Below are 19,252 nucleotides of genomic sequence, written 5' to 3'. Positions count from 1 at the left end.
GGTTGTATCCTGCCCGGCCGTTCGGAGGAAGGGGGCCGATCAGCCCGGCGCGCGCCGCAGTGGCGGCGGGGCATCAGCGCCCGAGGTGGGGACCGGATCGGGCGACAGGATCAGCCGCATGGCCGGATCTCCCGCCATGTCCGGCCCTGATTCTGCCGAAAATCCGACAAGTGTCGCGCCGCCGGCAAGGGGTGCCAGCCTACACCGCAAGCTGCGCCCGTCATTGAGGCGCGCTTGCGACACCCATGGTTCGCGCGGCCCGGCGCTTGCGGCGTAGCTTTCGGCTAGCGACCAGAAATGACTGGGCGCGCAGGCGGTGCGCCACAGGGCTGCCAGACCGGCCAGAGACTGGTCGGTCAGCATTTCAGAGGGGTCGTGAGCCCAGAGCCGCGCGTAGGCGACATTCGACATGACAAGCTGTCCGGCCGAGGAAAACACCGCGATCGCCTCGTCCGTGGCGTCGATCACGGATTGCCCAAGCTCCAGATCCGCGCGCATCCGGCGGGCGCGGGTGATCTCGTCGCTGATGTCCTGAAACAGCAATGCCAGCGCGCCTTCGGGATGTGGGCGGCCGATCACCCGATATGTCAGCCCGGACGGCAAGGCCCAGGTCTCCTCATGCTGGCCACTGGCAGCGGATTCCTCCAGCGCGGCCATTTGCAGCCGCCACGATTTGTAGTCTTTCGGTTCGGGGATCATGCCACGCTCTCGCATGGCATCGAGAAAGGCGAACAGGCCGGGACGGGCCGACAGAAAATCCACCGGCAGGCCCGAAAGATCGGTCAATGCGGGATTGAACAGTTGCAGCTTGCGTTGCCTGTCGAAAATGGCCAGCCCGATTGGCAGATGCGCAAAGGTCTTGCTGAGGGTTTGCACAAAGCTGCCCAACGCCTGTTCCGCCTGAGCGGCGGCATCTGCGGGCAGCGCAAAGACAATCCGCCCGCCATTGGGCTGCGGGCTGATCGTACAGTCGAACCACGTCGGCGCCCCGTCGCCGGAGGCGGGCAGCGCCTTGCGGCCATCGGCGGCGATCTCGATCAACCGGGGCAAGGGCCAGCCGACCGGCGTGTCCTCGGGGGCCTGTTGCATGGCCAGCGCCACATAGGCCCGGTTCGCCCAGGTGATCGTGCCTGCGGCATCTTCACGCCACAGGGGCAGGGGGGCCTCGTCGGTGATCTGGCGCAGGGCTTCGAGTTCCTCATCCTGTGCGCGCTGGGCGAGCGAGTCCATCAGCAGCCCCCGGCTGTCCAGATGCGGCTCCAGCACCGCGATGCGCCGCACACCGCTGCGCCATTCCGCAATCAGCGTCAGTCCTTCGGCGCCTGCTGACGTCAGGCTGACACGCCCCAGATCCGGCAGTTCCGCCAGTTTCTGATCAACGCCCGGAAAGCGCGGCGCGGCCCATGCCATGAACCGTTGCCATGCCGTGCCGCGGCTGCGCGAGGCGGCCAAAAGCGCCCGCCCGGCCGAGGTGGCGTCCAGCAGCGTGTCGCCATCGAACAGCAGGACCGCGCCGGATTGCTGGTCGCCAAATACACCGGTTCGTGCCTGTTTGCGTCGTCGTTCGGCCAGGGCCGTTGCTGCCAGGGCAAGCGTTGCCGCAGTGAAGCTGATCGCAAAAAGCCAGATCAGGTGTTCAAACGTCATGGACCCTCCTGCGACGGGAATTTGGTTGACCAAAGCAACCTAAAGCTGAATAGGTTAATCACATGTTAACGAATTGTGGCTTTGATAAGGAATATGCCGCGACGATCTGCCGGGGCTATCCCTCTATCGGTCGGTTTTCGCCCAGCGGCCCGGTGGCGGGCGCCGTTACCATGTCCTGCGGCCAGGCAACCTCGACGATGGCGCCTGAACGGACGGGGCGTTCGTCCTGGCGCAGGAACGGATCGCCACCATTGGCAAAGCTGAGCGTGGCGCCCGAGCGTTCCAGCAAGGTCTTGGCGATGAACAACCCCAGGCCCATGCCTTCGTAGCCCGGCCTGTCCCGACCGTCGTCGGCGCGCGGGCGCAGGAACGGGTCGCCAATCCGGCCCAGCAGACTTGGGGGGTAGCCGGGGCCATCGTCGATGACGCGCACGATCAGCACATCGCCCGACCATTGGCCGTCGATCCATACCGTAGAGGCGGCAAAATCCACCGCATTCTGGATCAGGTTGCGCAGGCCATGGATGATCTCGGGCGCACGCCGGATTTGCGGCTGCCGGGGATCCGCGCCATCGTCCGGGTGCAGGTCGAATATCAGCCGCTTGCCGCGATGGGCATGGGGTTCCGCCGCCTCGCGCAGCACGGTATCCAACGGCGCATGGCGCATATGCAGGTCGTCCTTGCCCGCGCGCCCCATGGACCGCAGGATATCGCGGCAACGGTCGGCCTGATCGCGGATCAGGGCGGCATCGTCGCGCAGGTCGGCCATGTCGTCGCGGTTGGCCAGATCCGCGATCATTTCGGAGCTGACAAGCTTGATGGTGGCCAGCGGTGTGCCCATTTCATGCGCAGCGGCCGCGACGACACCGCCAAGATCCGTCAGCTTCTGCTCGCGCGCCAAAGCCATCTGGGTGGCCATCAGCGCCTCGGACATGCTGCGGATCTCGCCCGAGACGCGACGGGCATAGATTGCCAGAAACCCGACCCCGATGACGATGGCGATGGCGTGGCCGAACTCCAGCAATGGTGGCATTCGGATCTCTGCGCCACTGGCCAGTTGCAAGGGCAGGCGAAACACCGAGAACAGCCCCGTGCAGATCAGCGTCGCTGCGCCGATCAGGGCTGTGCTGCGGTCGGTCAGGCCGGTGGCGGCGATGGTGACGGGGACCACGACCAGCAAGGCAAACGGGTTGTTCAGCCCGCCGGTCAAGCCCAGAAGCAAGGCCAACTGACCCAGATCGAACAACAGCATCAGCAGCGCGCCACGGCTGGTCAGCCGATAGCTGGCGGGCAGTACGGTCATCGACACCAGATTGGCGACGACCGACAGACCGACGGCAAAGGCACAAGCCCCCAGCGGCAATGCCAGCCCGAACCAGACCGATGCGGTCAGGATGGCCGCGATCTGTCCGGCGACGGCGATCCAGCGCAGCAGGATCAGCGTGCGCAGCCTGATCCATGTGGTGGACTCGGTCCCGACCTGCGGGTCTATGGCAAAACGCGGCATTGACTCTGGCGGCTCCGGGGGGTGTCTTGCCCTTGTTAGCGAGGCGCTGTCCAGCAATCAATCCGCAGGACAGGCACGGAGGTTTCGAAATGATCAAGGTGTATGCAGGGGTTGCGGTGATTGCGGTCGCGGCCCTTCTCGGTGGAACCGCATGGTATGTGATGCAGCGTCAGTCTGCCGATCCCTTTGCCGATTGCCGCCAATCGGCGATTGCGGGCGGGCCGGGGGCGATTGGCGGGCCGTTCACACTGGTGGACCGAACCGGGCAGACCGTCACGGAAAAGGATGTGATCACAAAGCCGTCGCTGGTATATTTCGGTTATACATTCTGTCCCGACGTGTGTCCGCTGGACAATGCGCGCAATGCCGAAGCCGTCGATATTCTGGAGGAAATGGGCCATGAGGTGACGCCCGTTTTCATTTCCATCGACCCCGAACGCGATACGCCCGAAGTGATGGGCGATTATGCGGATCTTCTGCACCCGCGGATGATCGGCCTTACCGGATCGCCGGATCAGGTCCAGGCGGCCTCTCGGGCCTATCGGACCTATTACAAGGCACAGGACAAGTCCGACGACTATTACCTGGTGGACCATTCCACATTCACCTACCTGGTGGATCCGCAAAAGGGGTTTCTGGAGTTTTTCAAGCGGGATCTGACACCCGAAGACCTGGCGGCGCAGGTGTCGTGCTTCCTGGACAAGGGGTAGCGGCGCCGAGCCTGCGGAAAATGCAGGTTTGACCCTGTGCCTGCATGAGCCTAGAACGGAAACGGACAGAGTGCTGCAAGGATATCCTGCAATGTCCGACTTCGATCCGGCCGATCTGGGTGACGATCGCTCCCTTCTTCTGGTGGATGACGATGAGCCGTTTGTGAAACGGCTTGCAAAGGCCATGGAAAAGCGCGGCTTCGTGCCGGAAACAGCCGAGAGCGTCGCCATGGGCAAGGCCATCGCGCAAAGCCGGCCCCCGGCGTATGCGGTGGTCGATCTGCGTCTGGAAGACGGGAACGGGCTGGACGTTGTCGAGGCGTTGCGCGAACGCCGGCCCGATTGCCGTATTGTGGTGCTGACGGGGTATGGCGCGATTGCGACCGCTGTTGCAGCGGTCAAGATCGGGGCTGCGGACTATCTTTCCAAGCCGGCCGACGCGAATGACATCACAAATGCGTTGCTGTCGCGCGGCGAGGCGTTGCCCCCGCCGCCCGAAAATCCGATGTCCGCCGACCGTGTCCGGTGGGAGCATATCCAGCGTGTCTATGAGCAATGCGACCGCAATGTTTCTGAAACCGCGCGGCGATTGAACATGCATCGGCGCACGCTTCAGCGTATTCTTGCCAAGCGCAGCCCCCGGTAGCACAACCCTGAGGGTATTTTGCGATATGCAAAACCCGTTTCATGTTGAATCGCTTGCGCCGTGCGTGGTTTTCTGCGCTTGCTTGGGTACGGTATTTTAACCGCGCGCCAAACTCGTGAAAGGAAACGCGATGGATTTTGATCTCAACGCGCTATCGCTTCGTGAACTCAAGGACTTGCAGACTCGCGTTGCGAAGGCTGTCGCCACCTATGAAGATCGACGCAAAAGGGAAGCCCTGTCGGAACTGGAAGACAAGGCCCGCGAGATGGGCTTCAATCTGGCTGAGCTGATGTCCATTCAATCCGCCAAGGCGACGCGGTCGCGTTCCGTGTCGGTGCCGAAATATGCGAACCCTGCCGATCCGTCGGATACCTGGTCCGGGCGCGGGCGCAAGCCGCGGTGGTTTGTCGAAGCTCTGGCCAGCGGCAAGGCGCCCGAGGACATGGCGATCTGATCGTAGTCCGTCTTGGGGTATCGGTTTCGGCGGCGCCTGTGGCGCCGCCTTTGTTTTGGCCTCTCCGTGCCATTTCCGCCACGCAACCCCGCGCCTGCGTGGCGTTTTTCTGGACCCGCGTGGAAAAGACGGCTAGTGTTCGGGTCTAACGGGGCGATACGACCCCGAAAATCGAGGCAGACATGGCATTTCCCGAGCGGTTCTCCGACTTGCCGGAGTATGCGTTTCCGCGGTTGCGGGCGCTTTTGGATCATCACCAGCCAGGGGGCACGCCCCTTGCCATGACCATAGGCGAGCCGAAGCATCCGGTTCCGGCGCTGGTCGGCGAGGTTCTGGCGCAGACGCTGGACGGGTTCGGCGTGTATCCGCCGAATGACGGCACGCCCGAGTTGCTGGCCGCGATTTCCGGCTGGATCGGTCGGCGCTATGGCGTCGAGATGCCTGTATCGCGTCTGATGAATTTGAACGGCACCCGCGAAGGTCTGTTCAATACCCTGATCGCGCTGTGCCCGGAAACCAAAGACGGCCAGCGCCCGGTGGTGTTGATACCCAACCCGTTCTATCAGGTTTATGCGGTTGCCACGCTCGCGCTGAATGCCGAGCCGGTGTATGTCAACGCGACGGCGGCCAATGGTTTTCTGCCCGATTACCGCAGCCTTCCGGCGGATGTTCTGAATCGCGTGGCGGTAGCCTATGTCTGTTCGCCCGCCAATCCGCAGGGTGCGATTGCATCGCGCGACTATCTGGCCGACTTGCTGGACCTCGCAGAGAAACACGATTTCACGGTATTCTGCGACGAATGCTATTCCGAGATCTGGCGCGAAGCCCCGCCCCCCGGCCTGTTGGAGGTTGCGGCAGCCAAGGGCGCCGATCCTGAAAGGGTGGTGGTGTTCAACTCGCTGTCCAAACGGTCGAACGTGCCGGGGATCCGGTCGGGGTTTGTCGCGGCAGGGCCAAAGTCGATGGGGCATATCCGCCGCCTGCGTTCGTATTCTGGCGCGCCAGTGCCGCTGCCGCTTCAGCGCGTGTCAGAGCGGCTGTGGTCCGACGAAACCCATGTGGCCGAGAACCTGCGCCTGTATCAGGACAAGTTCCGCGATGCGGCCGAGATATTCTCGGGGCATCAGGGGGTGAGTTTGCCGCAAGGCGGCTTTTTCCTGTGGATGCCCGTCGAGGACGGCGAACAGGCGGCGCTGGACCTGTGGCAGAAAACCGGGGTGCGTGTGCTGCCCGGCGCCTATCTGGCCAGAGAGGCCCAGGGCCACAATCCCGGCAAGGGCTATATCCGCGTGGCGCTGGTCGCCCCGGCTGACGAAACCAAGCGGGGTCTGACACAGATCCGCGATTGTCTTTACGGGTGAGGAAGGGCATGGCGAGCTATCATGCACGGCAACGCGATCCGCTTCTGGATCGCACCACACAGGCGATGGTGGAGAAGCGCAGCAAGGAATTGCTGGGGTTGCTGCTGCTGGCGCTTGGGTTCGTGATGATGCTCATGCTGGGCAGCTATTCACCCGATGATCCGGGTTGGATGGTGGCCACTGACGAACCTGCCCGCAACGCCTTGGGCCGGGTCGGGGCTGCGGTGTCCTCGACGCTGATCATCATCCTTGGGCTTGGCGCCTGGAGCCTGCCGGTGCTGGCGATGGTCTGGGGGGTGCGGTTCGTGCTGCACCGGGGCGGGGATCGCGCGGTTGGCCGCGCGATCTTTGCCTGGGTGCTGGTGATCGTGGCCGCCACCTATGCGGCAACCCATGTGCCGGGCAATGAGTGGGTGCATTCCTTTGGGCTTGGCGGTCTTTTAGGCGATACGATGCTGGGCGCCATGCTGGGCGTGGCACCGATGGGGCTGGGGGCCGCGCTGAAGCTGGTGTCGCTGGTGCTTGCTGTGGCACTGCTGGCGGCGGGGCTGTTCACACTCGGGTTTGACAAGGACGAACTGCGCAGCACCGGGCGGTTTCTCTATATCGGCACCGTGGTGCTTTACGGTTGGCTGCTGTCGGCCCTGCATCTGGCAGGGTTGCGCGCCGCCTCGGGGGCTGTCGGGGTTGGCACGCGGCTGAAGGAAAAGGCGCAGTCCCGACGTGCGGCGCGCGAAGCGTCCGTGATGGACGAGTTGATCGAACCCCCGTTTCCGGGGCGCCAGGAACCCCCCGTTCTATCGGGGGACGAGGCGGTTCAGGGGCTGCGGGCGCGTGTGGCCGGCCTGATCCGGCGGGTTCCGGACCCCGAGCCGGAGTTGATCGAGCCTGACTTCGGCCATGTCGTGACCGAGGCGCCGGGCGAGGACCGCATCCGCGCGCGCATTTCCGATGCGATCCGCGCCAAGACACGGCAAGCAATGCCAGCAGCCGCGGGCGGGCGGGCAGAGCCGCCCGTTGTGCGGGGGCCGCGGGGCGAGGAATTGCCCGCAATTCCAGCCATTTCCCGCGCCATCGCTGGGGCACAGGCCCGCGCCGCGGCCGCCGCAACCGCGCCCATGCGGCTTGCAGTCACCCCTGGCCCTGTCGAGCCGCCGGTTGTGGCCCGCGCGCCAGCTGCGCAGGTCTGGCCCGCGCCGCCCGAATGGGAGGATCTGCCCCAGCAACTGGAAACGCCGCTGGCCGATGAACTGCCGCCCGAAGATTGGTCGCTCGACGACGATTGGCAGACGCCAGCGGAAGACGAACCGCAGCAGACCGCGCGCGAGATGCTGGCGGCCGTGCAGGATGATGCTTATGGCGATGACGATGATGCCGATGACGGGATCCCGGACGCCTGGGCCGCGCATCGTGCGCCGCAGGTTGGCCCGGATATCAAGCGCGGCGTCGTGCAGCATCCGGTGCGCAAACCGGCTGCCCCTTCGCGCCAGGCCCAGGCAGAGGCGCAGCCGCGTCTGAAATTCGACGAACGCGCGACTGCCGACTACGAGGCGCCGCCGCTGAATCTGTTGACCAATCCCGCCACGATCGAACGTCACCATCTGTCGGACGAGGCGCTGGAAGAAAACGCGCGGATGCTGGAAAACGTGCTGGACGATTACGGCGTCAAGGGCGAGATCGTCAGCGTTCGCCCCGGCCCCGTCGTCACCATGTATGAACTCGAACCCGCCCCTGGGCTCAAGGCATCCCGCGTGATCGGTCTGGCGGACGATATCGCGCGCTCCATGTCGGCGCTGTCGGCGCGCGTTTCCACCGTGCCGGGCCGGTCGGTGATCGGGATCGAACTGCCCAATGCCACCCGCGAAAAGGTGGTGCTGCGCGAAATTCTGGCCGCCCGTGATTTTGGCGACAGCAACATGCGGCTGCCACTTGCCTTGGGCAAGGATATCGGCGGCGAGCCCATCGTGGCGAACCTGGCCAAGATGCCCCACCTGCTGATTGCGGGGACCACGGGGTCGGGCAAGTCGGTGGCGATCAACACCATGATCCTGTCGCTGCTGTACAAGCTGACGCCCGAGGAATGCCGGCTGATCATGATCGACCCAAAGATGCTGGAACTGTCGGTCTATGACGGCATTCCGCATCTGCTGTCCCCCGTTGTCACCGATCCGAAAAAGGCGGTCGTCGCCCTGAAATGGGTCGTGGGCGAGATGGAGGAACGGTACCGCAAGATGTCCAAGATGGGCGTGCGTAACATCGAGGGCTACAACGGTCGTGTCCGCGAGGCGCTGTCCAAGGGCGAGATGTTCAAGCGCACCATCCAGACCGGCTTTGACGAGGAAACCGGCGATCCGGTGTTCGAGACCGACGAGTTCGAACCCCAGCCCTTCCCCTATATCGTCGTTATCGTGGACGAGATGGCCGACCTGATGATGGTGGCAGGCAAAGAGATCGAGGCTTGCATCCAGCGTCTGGCACAGATGGCGCGGGCAAGCGGCATTCACCTGATCATGGCAACCCAGCGGCCCTCCGTCGATGTGATCACAGGTACGATCAAGGCGAACTTCCCGACCCGGATCTCGTTCCAGGTGACGTCCAAGATCGACAGCCGCACCATTCTGGGTGAGATGGGGGCCGAACAACTGCTGGGCATGGGCGACATGCTGTATATGGCAGGCGGCGGGCGGATCAGCCGGATTCACGGCCCCTTCGTGTCGGATGAAGAGGTCGAAGAGATCGTCAACCACCTCAAATCCTTTGGGCCGCCGACCTATATGTCCGGCGTCGTCGAAGGGCCGGACGAGGAAAAGGCCGACGATATCGACATGGTGCTGGGGCTGGGTGGCGGCGACAATTCCGACGATGCTCTCTACGATCAGGCTGTCGCCATCGTGGCACGGGACCGGAAATGTTCGACCAGCTATATCCAGCGCAAGCTGGGGATCGGCTATCAGAAGGCGGCGCGACTGGTCGAACAGATGGAAGATCAGGGGGTCGTGAGCACCGCCAACCACGTCGGCAAGCGCGAGATCCTGTTGCCCGAACATTGATCGGGCCGGGGTCTGCGGTGCAATGCGCAGGAAACGGGCTGCCATGACGTTGCCCCTCGGCCATATCTGCTGCCACGCAATGCAAGGAGGCAGATATGGCGTTTCGTGTTCGCGGGCTCGATCCCGCCCCGTTCCAGAGATATTTCGGCCTGTCAGACGCGGCGTTGGCTGCCCAAGGGGTCGTGCGGTATGAGGTCGATACCCAGCCCGGTTTCCCCGACCGCGTGACGATGCAGGATATGGCGCCAGGTGAAACGGCGCTGTTGATGAACTACGAACACTTGCCTGTCGCCTCGCCTTACCGCTCGCGTCATGCGATTTTCGTCAAGGAAGGCGCGGATGCGCCTTATGATGCCGTCGATACGGTGCCTGATGTGATGCACTGCCGAATGCTCGCCTTGCGTGGCTTTGACGCGCGCGGGTTCATTCTGGATGCCGATCTGGCCGAAGGCGACGGCATCGCGCCGCTGATCCATCGGCTGTTCGAAAATCCCGACATCGCCTATATCCACGCGCATTATGCGCGGCGGGGATGCTATTCCGGACTGATTGAACGGGCCTGACAGTGGGATCATCGCTCTGGCAGGGCGCAGCGCAACAGCGCAGCGGCGATCAGGCGGGCGGCCAGAGGATGTTCGCCGATGGCAGGCAGCAGCGGGCCGGTGAAACCGGCCTGCTCCAGCGCTTCGGGGACATCCCCGGCCACATGCCCGGCGCGCAGGGCGAAGAATGGCAGGCACACCGCTGGCCCGTCGATCCGGGCTGCATCTTGCAGGAAGGGGGCTTCCTCGACAAACCCGACACTAACCTGCCCAAAGGGCGTCAGGCGGCGCATCTGTTCAGCCATGTCATAGGTTGTATTGGCCGACGTGCGTGAAATCTTGCTGCCATGCGCGGCGAGCAGCAGGGTCGTCGCGGGCGGATCCAACGCCGCCTCCAGCGCCCCGGCCAGCGCAACCTGTGCCATCAGCGCGGGCAGATCCTGATCTGTTCCAAAGGGCGGCAACTGGTGCAGATCCGGCATTCCCGCCAAAGCCAACCGGCGCGGCAGCTCTCGCCCGGTGAACCAGCCTTGCGCCATGAAGAACGGATAGATCACCGCCTTTGGCCCCAGCCGTTCCAGCGCCCTTTCCAGCGCCCCTGGCGCGGCCAGTGTGGCGCCTCGGACCGACCAGCCCGGCAATTCGGCGGCCACGTGCCGGGCAAGCGCCTGCAAGGCCGCCTCTTGTGGATCCGGGTCGGCGGGCGATCCGTGGGCGACGATCAGGGCGGCGGTCATGGTATGTCCTGCGGCAGAAGAGCGTGTATCAGCGCATCGCGCATCAGCGTCAACGCGGCGGGAATGGTATTGCGCGGAACTTCGGCGAACCAGACATGCACCACTCGCGCATCCTTGCGCTTCACGCGAAGGCCGGTTGCGGCGAGGGCATCATGCAGCCTGTCGGGCAGGCCGGGGTCGGGCACCTGCGCCCGTTCCACGCCCACGGCCATGCGAAAGCGATCTGGCACCGCCGTGGGGGTCAGTTCGGCCCAGACGGCGCGCCCCTGTCCCGTGGGATAGAGCCGCAGGAATGGCCGGTCGGTCGCCAGATCCGGCCAAAGCCCCGGCGGCAGGGATGGCCCGAGATCCACCCAGAGGGAGTGCCAGATCTCGCGGTTGCGCGCCGCAGCCAAGGCGGCGTCCGGGGCGAGCGGATGAACCTGCGTTAGTCGGGTGGGCGCCGGGGCAGGGTGGCCGCCGGCCGCGATCCACAGGTCATGGTCCGCGCGCCATTGCGGGCAAGCATGGTAGAGCGGGGCGGCATTCCAGAACTTGTCCGGCCCGATTGCGTGCAGGATGCGCGCGCGTACCGTACCGGGGGCGGCAATCGAATGGTTCAACCCCGGATCCAGCGCCGAGACCGGCAGCCCATGGTGGCTGGCCAAAAGAAACAGCGCCATTTCATCCAGCGTCTCGATCCGGGTGTGGCGCACCAGCTCTGCGGCCATGGCATAGAGATCCCGCGCGCCCAGGCCCCAGCGCGTCCGCAGCGCGGCCCCGGCCACCACCACGCCACCATTTGCAAGCGGCACATCCGGCACGGTCAGCAGGTGGGACACGGACGCCAGCACCTGTGCGCGCCGCCCCAGGGCACCGGCGGCCAGCGCCCGCCAGCCCAGCGGCCCGGCCTGCCACAGATCGCTGACAGGCGCCTGGACCAGCATGTCGCAATCGCACCAGACACAGGTTTCATAGCGATCGAGCCAGTCGAACATTTCGAATTTGGCCAGCATCATCGGGCTGCGTCGCCCAAGGGCCTTGTGGATCTGCGCGGGGCGTTCCAACCCGGCTTCGGCCAGTCTGCGCCGCGCACGGCGCGGGCCATAGGGCTCCAGCCGCAGGCGGGGTGCAAGGTGGGCAAGGGCCTGCTGCGCGTCCTGGCGCAGGCCATCGTGCAGCACCACGACATCGCCGTCAAAACCGGGATTATGGCGAAAGAACCCGGCGAGAAACGTACCCGCGGCAAAATCCAGATCGGCCGTGATGCCAAGTACCAGCGCGGTGGTCATCCCCGACGCCCCTCGCCGGCCCCCAGGATGACCCGCCGCGATTCCGAGGCAAATTCGCGCCGCGCCATGACGGCACAGGTCAGCACCACTGCCCCCGCCAGCGCCAGCGGCCCCGCCAGCCAGGCCAGCCCCGCCAGCGCGAAATAGACCGATTGCAGACCCCGGTTGAAGCTGCGCGCGGCGGTGATGTTGACCTCGGCGGCTTGTGCCGCGCGTGGATAGGCCAGCGGATCTTCGGGGTCGTTCGGCACAGAGGCCATCAGGATCGAGCAGTACCCGAACAGTCGATTCGCCCAGATGAACTTGAGCAGGGCATTGGCCACCAGCAGCAACACCACCAGCAGCTTGACTTCCAGCGCGCGGCGGCTGGTCTGCAAGGTATAGTCGCTGACAAACCCTGCCAGACGCTCGGTATCGCCCATCAGCGCGACGCCACCGCCCATGGCAATCATCGTGGCAGACGCGAAAAAGGCCGTGGATTGCCGCAGGCTGTCGATCACATTGGCATCGAAGATGCGGGGCTGCCGGGTGACGAAGGTGCGCATCCACTCGCGCCGCATGTCCCCCATCAGGATCGCAACAGAAGGCCGCCGGGCAGGCGGATGTTCGATCAGCCAGCCCAGACCCCACCAACCGGCCACCAGAAGGGCCAGCGCAACGGCATCCGTCAGGGTGAAGGCCTGGATCAGCGCGGCTAGGGTCATGCAAAGACCATAGCCGTCAACGCGACGCCACGAAAGCCCGTCGTCAGTTCAGTTGGAACTGAAGCGGATAGCGCCCATCCTGAAAATCACCGAACAGATCCGGCAGATCCGGGTGATCCACGGGTTCGCCCGTATCGTCGGGAACAAGGTTCTGTTCCGAGACATAGGCGACGTAATAGCTTTGGTCGTTCTCGGCCAGCAGATGATAGAAAGGCTGGTCCTTTTGCGGACGGCTTTCTTCGGGAATGGCGGAATACCATTCCTCTGTATTCGAGAACATGGCGTCCACATCAAACACAACGCCCCGAAAGGGGTGCTTGCGGTGACGGAGCACCTGACCGAGATGGTACTTGGCCTGAGACTTCAGCATGATATCGACCCCCAAGTGGTTAACTACCCTTGCACATGGCATTTGTCCACCTCGGGGGCGGTACGGCTTGCGAAACAGTCTGTTCGACATGGCCCGGACACGGCTTTCTGATCGCATCCCATCCGCACGGGATTTTCAGTCGGGCCGGTTTCGGCTAGACTGGGAAAAAAGAATGGGCAAGAGCAGATGGGCAAAGTCTTTCGTGCCGTGGCGTTGCTACTGGTGCTTGGATCGTGCGGGGCGAATTATTCGGCCCCCCGCAGTCTCGACAACGCATGTGGTCTGGCGGACGAGCGACCGAAATACTTTCGTGCGATGCAGGCAACCGAACGTCGTTGGGGCGTGCCGGTGCATGTCCAGATGGCCGTAATCCATCAGGAATCACGTTTCGTCGGCAATGCGCGAACCCCCTATCGCTATGCGCTGGGGGTTATCCCGATGGGGCGCCAGAGTTCGGCCTATGGCTATAGTCAGGCGCTGGACGATACATGGCGCGAATATCAGGACGAAGCCCGCCGTGGCGGCGCGCGGCGGGATCGCATTCAGGACGCGACAGACTTCATGGGCTGGTATTTCGACAAGGCGGAAAAGGCGCTCGGCATCTCCAAGCATGATGCGCGCAATCAATATCTGGCCTATCACGAAGGCAGATCCGGCTATGCGCGGGGCAGCCACAATGCCAAGCCGTGGCTGCTGGCGGTCGCAGACCGTGTTGCCAGCCGGGCTGAAACCTATCGGAACCAATTGCAGACCTGTCGTCGCCGCTGATTGCTGTCACCGGCGTGATGCGTTCCGGCTAGATTTCTGCCAGGATTGTCCGCGCGCGCGCGCAATCGGCGTCCATCTGCGCGATCAGACCGGGCAGTCCGTCGAATGTCAGCTCCGGCCGCAGGAATTCGACCAGCGCAACCGACAGATGTTCGCCATACAGGCTGCCTTTGAAGTCGAAGATGAAGGTCTCGAGGTTCGGCAGGTTCTCTCCGAACATCGGGCGCACGCCAAGGCTTGCCGCGCCGTGATAGCTGCCCCTGTGCGGGCCCGTCAGAACATCGACCTTGACGGCATAGACGCCCAGTTTCGGCAGATGCAGGCCGGTCATGGCCATGTTGGCAGTGGGAAAGCCCAGCTCGCGCCCGCGTTTCTCGCCGTGCAACACCTCGCCGTCGATCCTGTGCCAGTGCCCCAGCATGACCGCCGCCTCACGAGGCCTTCCGGCGGCGAGTGCGCTGCGGATGGCCGTCGACGAAATCTCGACCCCGCCGGTTTCCACCAGCGGCGCAACCGTCACATCGAAGCCGAACCTGCGACCAAGCGCCTCAAGATCCGTTACGGTGCCCGCCCGGCCCTTGCCAAAGCGGAAATCTGCGCCGACGACAATATGGCGGATGCCAAGTCCATCGGACAGCACAGTCCGGGCAAAGTCTTCCGGCGCCAGCGCGGCCAGCGCGGCATCGAAGGGGAGTTCATAAAGCTGATCGACCTCCAGCCGTGCCAGCCGATTCGCCCGCGCTTCGGGGTTCATCAGGCGGAACGGAGGAGAGTCCGGGGCAAAGAACTCGCGCGGGTGGGGCTCAAAGGTCACGACGCCCAGGGCCATGCCATCGCGCCTTGCAAGGTCGATCACCGAGCGATGGCCAAGATGCACGCCATCGAAATTCCCCATGGCGACCGAGGCGCCACGCTCTGCCTCCGTCAGCCCGTTCCAGTGATGGTGCCGTTTCATCTGCCCCCGGATGGCGGGGCCGCCCGCCTGTCAGTCGAACTTGCGGCTGGGCGCCAGAACCAGCGCCTCGCCCTTCAGGACAACCGTATCACCCACCGCGCAGCGGGTTTCAAGGGTCACGCGCCGCCGCGAATGGTCAACCGCTGTGACAGTCACGGCAGCCTCGACCGTGTCGCCGGGCCGAACGGGCGCCATGAACTTCAGGCTCTGGCCCAGATAGACGGTACCATGGCCCGGCAACTGTTCGCCGATGACTGCCGAGACCAGGCCCGCAGTCAGCATTCCATGCGCGATGCGACCCTGAAAGATCGTATCGCGGGCGTAGTCATCGTCCAGATGCACCGGGTTGCGATCGGTGGACACTTCGGCGAACAGTTCGATATCCCGATCCGTCACGACCTTGCGCAAGGAGCGGGTCATGCCAAGCTCGATATCCTCGATGCAGATGGTTCCGCGCGGGTTGTTGTCCAGCATCCTGCGATTCCTTGGTGAAGGTGCGCAAATCATACCATACGCTGCGCCGCAGCACAACGCTGCAGCGTAATTTTTTTACCCACGGCGTGATCCTGGTGCAATATTGTTGCGCTCGGATCTCAGCGCACCCGCCCGATGGACCATTGCGGCGCCGCCCCGCGCGCCGCGAGCCAGGTATTCAGCGATTGCGGATCCGGGTGCTCGGGGTCCGGTCCGAAGTCGGCGGCAGCCAGGCCGCCTGTCACGAACAACCCATCCAGCCCTTCGCCGGCCGCCCCGGCGACATCCGTGCCGATTCCATCGCCAAGGCACAGGATGCGGTCTTCGACCACTTCGATCCCGCGCGCGGCCAGCCGCCGCCGGGCAAGATCGTAGATCGGCGGATGCGGCTTGCCGAAATACAGGGCCGTTCCGCCGATCTCCTCATATAGCTTCGCCAGCGCACCGGCGCACCAGACCCGCTTGTCGCCATAGTCCACCATCAGATCCGGATTGGCGCACAACATCGGCAGCCCGGCCTCGCGCGCCAGCATCAGACGTCCGCGATAGTCTTCTGGCTGCTCTGTCAGGTTCTCGAACAGATCGGTGCAGACGATGCCCTCCGCCTCGGCCTGCGGCACCAATGCGATGTCGGCCTTCGGAAGGTCGGGCGACATTTCCGAGAAAAACGTCAGATCCTTCGACGGGCCGATATGCCAGATCTTGCGGCCAACCGCGCCTGTGACCAGCCCATGTTGGGCCGCATCGCCCGAGGTCACGATGTCGTCCCATGCGTCTTCAGGCACGCCCAGCCGCGCGATCTGCCGGGCCACGCTGGGCTTCGGGCGCGGCGCGTTGGTCAGCAGCACAACCGCGCCACCCTTCGCGCGGAAGGCCTGTAGCGCCGCAACGGCCGCTGGCATGGCCTGCACGCCATCATGGACGCAGCCCCAGAGATCGCAGAACAATACATCGTAGCGGTCCGAAATCTCGGCCAGTTCCTGAATGATCCGGGTCACGTTGCGCCTCCTGCCAGACTTGTGCGGCGCTTATCGCATGGCGCCCTGGGCAGAGGAACCCCGCAAAGGCACGCCGGACCTTGCCGCCGCAAGCCCCGGTTCCCGTTTCATCTTGCCCGAAATACCCCACGGGGGTGCGGGGGTGTGAAACCCCCGCTCCCGGCCGGCCATCAGGCGCCGCGGCTGGCGTCGAGCGTGTCTTCGAAGGTCCGCAGCCCGGTGCGGGGCGCTTGCACCAGCACGGCCATGTTGCCCGGCTTGTGCTGGTTGCGGCGCATCAGCATATGCGCTGCCGGGATCTCGGCCCAGGGGAACACCTCGGACATGCAAGGGTCCAGACGGCGCTCCAGCATCAGCTTGTTCGCGGCGCTGGCCTGCGCCAGATGGGCGAAGTGCGACCCTTGCAGACGCTTCTGGTGCATCCACATGTAGCGCACGTCAAAGGTGCAGTTGAACCCGCTGGTCCCGGCACAGATCACCACCATGCCGCCCTTTTTCACCACCAGCGCCGAGACGGGAAAGGTCGCCTCGCCGGGATGTTCGAACACCATGTCGACGCTGACGCCCTTGCCGGTGATGTCCCAGATTGCCTTGCCGAACTTCCGCGCCTCTTTCAGCCAGGTGTTGTACTCGTCCGAGTTCACCTTGGGCAACTGGCCCCAGCATTTGAAATCGTTGCGGTTGATCACGCCCTTCGCGCCCAGGCCCATGACGAAATCGCGCTTCGATTCGTCCGAGATCACACCGATCGCATTGGCGCCCGCCGTATTGATCAACTGGATGGCATAGGAGCCCAACCCCCCCGAGGCGCCCCAGACCAGCACGTTCTGCCCCGGCTTCAGGTCATGCGGTTCGTGGCCGAACAACATGCGATAGGCGGTGGCCAGCGTCAGGGTGTAGCAGGCCGATTCTTCCCAGGTCAGATGCTTGGGGCGCGGCATAAGTTGCTGCGCCTGCACGCGGGTGAACTGGCTGAACGACCCATCCGGGGTTTCATAGCCCCAGATGCGCTGGCTGGGCGAAAACATCGGGTCGCCACCGTTGCAATGTTCGTCGTCGCCGTCGTCCTGGTTGCAATGGATCACGACCTCGTCGCCGACCTTCCAGCGTTTGACCTTGTCGCCGACAGCCCAGACGATGCCCGAGGCGTCGGATCCTGCCACGTGGAACGGGGCCTTGTGCCCGTCGAAGGGCGAGATCGGCTCGCCCCGGCTCGCCCAGACGCCATTGTAGTTCACGCCGGCCGCCATCACCAGAACCAGCACTTCGTGGCTGTCCAGCGTCCATGTGTCCACCACCTCGACCTGCATGGCGGTATCCGGCTCGCCATGACGCTCGCGGCGGATCGCCCAGGCGTACATCTTGGCAGGGACATGGCCCAGGGGCGGCATCTCACCGATTTCGTACAGATCCTTCTTGGGGGCGTCATAGGCGATGATGTCGGGATTCGTGTCCAGAGCCATGGGTGCCTCCTTGGCGTGTTCCTGCATATCTGTGCCGCGCCGCAGAATCGGGCGGCACCATGCGCTTTGGATAGAAATCGCCGCGCAACATTGCAATAGGTTGCGGTCACTAATTGTAATTTTATGTCTCTGCGGTTTGCCCTTGTGGCGTTTTCGCCGCAGTTGCATCCTGAATTTGCTGCACTGGCGCGGCCTGAAAGGCCAGCAACGCAGGATCCGTCACGATCAGCGCGCCGTTGTCTTTGGCAAGCAAGCCCCGGTCCGTCAGCGCATCCAGCGCGCCGGACAGCATGTCAGCCTCGGGCAGGGCGCCCAGTGCCAGGACGGCGCCGGTCGCCTCAAGCTCGGCTCTCAATGCCGCGACGGCGGGCGCCACCTCGGAGGCGTCGATGGGAAGCCCGGCGCGCAGCAGTGCCGCGGCCACCAGCGGAACGGGCAGAACCGGCACCACCTGCCGAACATCGCGCATCAGATGCGCGCCAAGTGCTTCGGGCGTGAGATCGGGATCTCGCGCCAACAGCGGCGCCAACGGGATAGGCTTGCCAAAGCTGACAGCCGCCGCGCCAAAGCCTTGCCAGCGCCCCCAAAGCCTGCGCCACAGCATCCGTGCCACATGCAGCATGATCAACGACAGTTTGGTGCGGAACCGCCGCACGCCGGTTTCTTCGGCCGCGACCAGAAGCTTGTCTTCCAGAACACGGTCATAGCCCAGGCCGACGGGAACAAAGACAACCGGGCGCGCACCTTTCTGCGCCTCGGCCAGAATATAGCTGAGCAGGCCAAGCCGCGCCTGTCCCACCCGCCCGGTCAGCGACAGATGGCCCTCGGGAAAGATGGCCTGCGCGACGCCTTCGGCGGTGGCGGTCTGCACATAGCGTTCCAGAACCCTGCGATACAGCATGTTCGGTGTGCGGCGCCGGATGAAATAGGCCCCCATCGCCCGGATCAGCCAGGACAGCGGCCAGACCCGCGCCCATTCGCCCACCGCATAGGACAGGGTCATGCGATTGGACACCAGCCAGGTCACAAGCACATAATCCATATTGCTGCGGTGGTTCATGACAAAGACGACGGTCGCCTCGCGCTCGACGGTCTGCAAGGCCGACTCGTCGGGCGAGATCACCTCCACCCGGTACAGCAGCCGCGACAGCCAGCGCGCGGCCCGGACCGAAAAGCCGAAATAGACGCTGGCCGAAAACCCCGGCACGATTTCCCGCGCATAGCGCCGCGCGGATTCAAAGGCGACGTTTCGCGGCACGCCTTCTGCGCGGGCATGGTCGAGCGTGGCCGAGAGAACCTGAGGATCATAGATGATCTGCTGGATACGGTCGTGGCGCTCCAGCAACTTGAACGGCTCGATCGGTCGATGCAGCCGACGGTTCAACTCGCCGACCGCGCGCTCCATCCTGCGCCGAAAGAACCAGCGGACCGACGGAAACAGGAAATGCGACGCAAAGGTGACCGCAGCAAACGCCAGGATCAGCACAAGCAACCAGACGGGGAGTTCCACTGTCCCGAACATGGTTCCACAGTGCCGCGAATGTTCCGTCCCGGCAAGCCGCCCGTGCCGCAATGCGGCGAAAATGGCTTGACAT

The 19,252-nt window shown here is 64.3% G+C and carries 18 protein-coding genes; 7 read left to right on the top strand and 11 right to left on the bottom strand.

Annotated features, from left to right (window positions below; all coding sequences use genetic code 11):
• Positions 1-39 precede the first annotated feature (39 nt).
• Together BW970_RS07980 and regB are read right to left on the bottom strand one after the other, a co-directional pair.
• Positions 40-1,647, bottom strand: coding sequence for a PAS-domain containing protein (locus BW970_RS07980; RefSeq protein ID WP_076529858.1), 1,608 nt, complete (start codon positions 1,645-1,647; stop codon positions 40-42).
• A gap of 115 nt (positions 1,648-1,762) precedes the next feature.
• Positions 1,763-3,154 (bottom strand): sensor histidine kinase RegB, encoded by a 1,392-nt coding sequence (gene regB / locus BW970_RS07975; RefSeq protein ID WP_076529857.1) that lies wholly within the window; start codon positions 3,152-3,154, stop codon positions 1,763-1,765.
• A gap of 89 nt (positions 3,155-3,243) precedes the next feature.
• Here regB and BW970_RS07970 point away from each other — a divergent pair, with 89 nt between their 5' ends.
• From BW970_RS07970 to BW970_RS07945, 6 genes are all read left to right on the top strand, one after another.
• Complete coding sequence (locus tag BW970_RS07970; RefSeq protein WP_076529856.1) at positions 3,244-3,864, top strand: SCO family protein; 621 nt, start codon at positions 3,244-3,246, stop codon at positions 3,862-3,864.
• Positions 3,865-3,955: 91 nt separating this feature from the next.
• The gene (locus BW970_RS07965) at positions 3,956-4,510 is read left to right on the top strand and encodes an ActR/PrrA/RegA family redox response regulator transcription factor (RefSeq protein ID WP_076529855.1); all 555 of its coding nucleotides are present in this window, start codon (positions 3,956-3,958) and stop codon (positions 4,508-4,510) included.
• Positions 4,511-4,640: 130 nt separating this feature from the next.
• A complete protein-coding gene (locus tag BW970_RS07960; RefSeq protein WP_076529854.1) occupies positions 4,641-4,964 on the top strand; it encodes an H-NS histone family protein in 324 nt (107 codons plus the stop codon).
• Positions 4,965-5,146: 182 nt separating this feature from the next.
• Positions 5,147-6,325 (top strand): aminotransferase class I/II-fold pyridoxal phosphate-dependent enzyme, encoded by a 1,179-nt coding sequence (locus BW970_RS07955; protein ID WP_076529853.1) that lies wholly within the window; start codon positions 5,147-5,149, stop codon positions 6,323-6,325.
• Between the two features lie 8 nt (positions 6,326-6,333).
• Positions 6,334-9,375 (top strand): DNA translocase FtsK, encoded by a 3,042-nt coding sequence (locus BW970_RS07950; RefSeq protein WP_076529852.1) that lies wholly within the window; start codon positions 6,334-6,336, stop codon positions 9,373-9,375.
• Positions 9,376-9,470: 95 nt separating this feature from the next.
• A complete protein-coding gene (locus tag BW970_RS07945; protein ID WP_076529851.1) occupies positions 9,471-9,938 on the top strand; it encodes a DUF1203 domain-containing protein in 468 nt (155 codons plus the stop codon).
• Between the two features lie 8 nt (positions 9,939-9,946).
• On the opposite strand, the gene BW970_RS07940 is transcribed toward BW970_RS07945, so the two are convergent.
• From BW970_RS07940 to hspQ, 4 genes are read right to left on the bottom strand one after another with little or no spacing between them, the layout of a single operon-like run.
• Positions 9,947-10,654: a sirohydrochlorin chelatase gene (locus tag BW970_RS07940; protein WP_076529850.1), complete on the bottom strand. Its 708-nt coding sequence runs from the start codon at positions 10,652-10,654 to the stop codon at positions 9,947-9,949.
• Positions 10,651-11,925 carry a glycosyltransferase family protein gene (locus tag BW970_RS07935; protein WP_076529849.1) on the bottom strand — a complete coding sequence of 425 codons (1,275 nt, stop codon included), beginning with the start codon at positions 11,923-11,925 and terminating at the stop codon, positions 10,651-10,653. The genes BW970_RS07940 and BW970_RS07935 overlap by 4 nt, the downstream gene beginning before the upstream one ends.
• Positions 11,922-12,629 carry a DUF599 domain-containing protein gene (locus BW970_RS07930; RefSeq protein ID WP_076529848.1) on the bottom strand — a complete coding sequence of 236 codons (708 nt, stop codon included), beginning with the start codon at positions 12,627-12,629 and terminating at the stop codon, positions 11,922-11,924. The genes BW970_RS07935 and BW970_RS07930 overlap by 4 nt, the downstream gene beginning before the upstream one ends.
• A gap of 43 nt (positions 12,630-12,672) precedes the next feature.
• Complete coding sequence (gene hspQ, locus BW970_RS07925) at positions 12,673-12,999, bottom strand: heat shock protein HspQ (RefSeq protein ID WP_076530242.1); 327 nt, start codon at positions 12,997-12,999, stop codon at positions 12,673-12,675.
• 186 nt (positions 13,000-13,185) lie between these two features.
• Between hspQ and BW970_RS07920 the strand changes: the two genes are divergently transcribed.
• Positions 13,186-13,767: a transglycosylase SLT domain-containing protein gene (locus tag BW970_RS07920; protein ID WP_076529847.1), complete on the top strand. Its 582-nt coding sequence runs from the start codon at positions 13,186-13,188 to the stop codon at positions 13,765-13,767.
• 28 nt (positions 13,768-13,795) lie between these two features.
• Here the strand turns inward: BW970_RS07920 and BW970_RS07915 are convergent, their stop codons facing one another.
• The 5 genes from BW970_RS07915 to BW970_RS07895 all read right to left on the bottom strand — a co-directional run bounded on the left by BW970_RS07915 (position 13,796) and on the right by BW970_RS07895 (position 19,179).
• Positions 13,796-14,722 carry a bifunctional riboflavin kinase/FAD synthetase gene (locus BW970_RS07915; protein WP_076529846.1) on the bottom strand — a complete coding sequence of 309 codons (927 nt, stop codon included), beginning with the start codon at positions 14,720-14,722 and terminating at the stop codon, positions 13,796-13,798.
• Between the two features lie 30 nt (positions 14,723-14,752).
• A complete protein-coding gene (locus BW970_RS07910; RefSeq protein WP_076529845.1) occupies positions 14,753-15,196 on the bottom strand; it encodes a MaoC family dehydratase in 444 nt (147 codons plus the stop codon).
• Between the two features lie 119 nt (positions 15,197-15,315).
• Positions 15,316-16,194 carry a TIGR01459 family HAD-type hydrolase gene (locus tag BW970_RS07905; RefSeq protein ID WP_076529844.1) on the bottom strand — a complete coding sequence of 293 codons (879 nt, stop codon included), beginning with the start codon at positions 16,192-16,194 and terminating at the stop codon, positions 15,316-15,318.
• 170 nt (positions 16,195-16,364) lie between these two features.
• Positions 16,365-17,657 carry a crotonyl-CoA carboxylase/reductase gene (gene ccrA / locus BW970_RS07900; protein ID WP_076529843.1) on the bottom strand — a complete coding sequence of 431 codons (1,293 nt, stop codon included), beginning with the start codon at positions 17,655-17,657 and terminating at the stop codon, positions 16,365-16,367.
• A 121-nt stretch (positions 17,658-17,778) separates the two neighbouring features.
• Positions 17,779-19,179, bottom strand: coding sequence for a 1-acyl-sn-glycerol-3-phosphate acyltransferase (locus tag BW970_RS07895; RefSeq protein ID WP_076529842.1), 1,401 nt, complete (start codon positions 19,177-19,179; stop codon positions 17,779-17,781).
• Positions 19,180-19,252 lie beyond the last annotated feature (73 nt).

Source organism: Gemmobacter megaterium (assembly GCF_900156815.1).
GTDB classification, from domain to species: domain Bacteria; phylum Pseudomonadota; class Alphaproteobacteria; order Rhodobacterales; family Rhodobacteraceae; genus Wagnerdoeblera; species Wagnerdoeblera megaterium.
This window is presented reverse-complemented; position numbering and strand designations above follow the sequence as displayed.